Origin of the sequence: Methylobacterium terricola, from assembly GCF_006151805.1 — a bacterium.
In the GTDB taxonomy this organism is placed as follows: Bacteria; Pseudomonadota; Alphaproteobacteria; order Rhizobiales; family Beijerinckiaceae; genus Methylobacterium; species Methylobacterium terricola.
The window spans coordinates 1-1,251 of sequence record NZ_VDDA01000098.1 but is presented as its reverse complement, the minus strand read 5'-3'; the positions used below and the strand labels follow the sequence as shown (position 1 = coordinate 1,251).

Annotated in this window: 1 protein-coding gene; it reads left to right on the top strand. The window is 69.3% G+C overall.

Features of this window, described 5'->3' with window-relative positions; translation table 11 throughout:
- Positions 1 to 3: 3 nt before the first annotated feature.
- Positions 4 to 1,251: a serine hydroxymethyltransferase gene (gene glyA, locus FF100_RS36790; protein WP_139040928.1), complete on the top strand. Its 1,248-nt coding sequence runs from the start codon at positions 4 to 6 to the stop codon at positions 1,249 to 1,251.

Sequence of the window (1,251 nt, the reverse complement as noted above, 5' to 3'; positions counted from 1 at the left end):
TCCTTGTCCGACGTCGATCCGGAGCTCGCCGGTGCGGTCGCGCAGGAGCTCGGCCGCCAGCAGCACGAGATCGAGCTGATCGCCTCGGAGAACATCGTCTCCCGCGCCGTCCTCGAGGCGCAGGGCTCGGTGCTCACCAACAAATACGCCGAAGGCTATCCCGGACGCCGCTACTACGGCGGCTGCGAGTTCGTCGACATCGCCGAGAACCTCGCCATCGAGCGCGCCAAGCGCCTCTTCGGCTGCGACTTCGCCAACGTCCAGCCGAATTCCGGCTCCCAGGCCAACCAGGCCGTCTTCATGGCCACCATGCAGCCCGGCGACACCTTCCTGGGCCTCGATCTCGCCGCCGGCGGCCACCTCACCCACGGCGCGCCCCCGAACGTCTCGGGCAAGTGGTTCAAGCCGGTCTCCTACACCGTGCGCCGCGACGACCAGCGCATCGACATGGAGCAGGTCGAGCGCCTTGCCCACGAGCACCGCCCCAAGGTGATCATCGCCGGCGGCTCGGGCTATCCGCGCCACTGGGACTTCGCGAAGTTCCGCGAGATCGCCGACAGCGTCGGGGCGGTGTTCTTCGTCGACATGGCGCATTTCGCCGGCCTGGTGGCGGGCGGCGCGCATCCCTCGCCGTTCCCGCACGCCCACGTGGTGACGACGACCACCCACAAGACGCTGCGTGGCCCGCGCGGCGGCATGATCCTGACCAACGACGAGGCTTTGGCCAAGAAGCTGAACTCGGCGATCTTCCCGGGTCTGCAGGGCGGTCCGCTGATGCACGTGATCGCCGGCAAGGCGGTGGCGTTCGGCGAGGCGTTGCGGCCGGAGTTCAAGCTGTATGCCCGCCAGGTGGTAGAGAACGCCAAGGCGCTCGCCGACACGATCATCGCCGGGGGCTACGACATCACGTCGGGGGGCACGGACAACCACCTGATGCTGGTGGACCTGCGCGCCAAGGACCTGACCGGCAAGGCGGCGGAAGCGGCGCTCGGGCGGGCGGGGATCACCTGCAACAAGAACGGGGTGCCGTTCGATCCCCAGAAGCCGACGATCACCTCGGGCATTCGCCTGGGGACGCCGGCGGCGACGTCGCGCGGGTTCGGGGTGGCGGAGTTCAAGCGGGTGGGCGAGCTGATCGTGCAGGTTCTGGACGGGCTGCACCGGGCCGGCGAGGGGGGCGATGCGGGCCTCGAGGAGCAGACGAAGCGCGAGGTCGTCGCGCTCACCGACCGCTTCCCGATCTACGGCTGA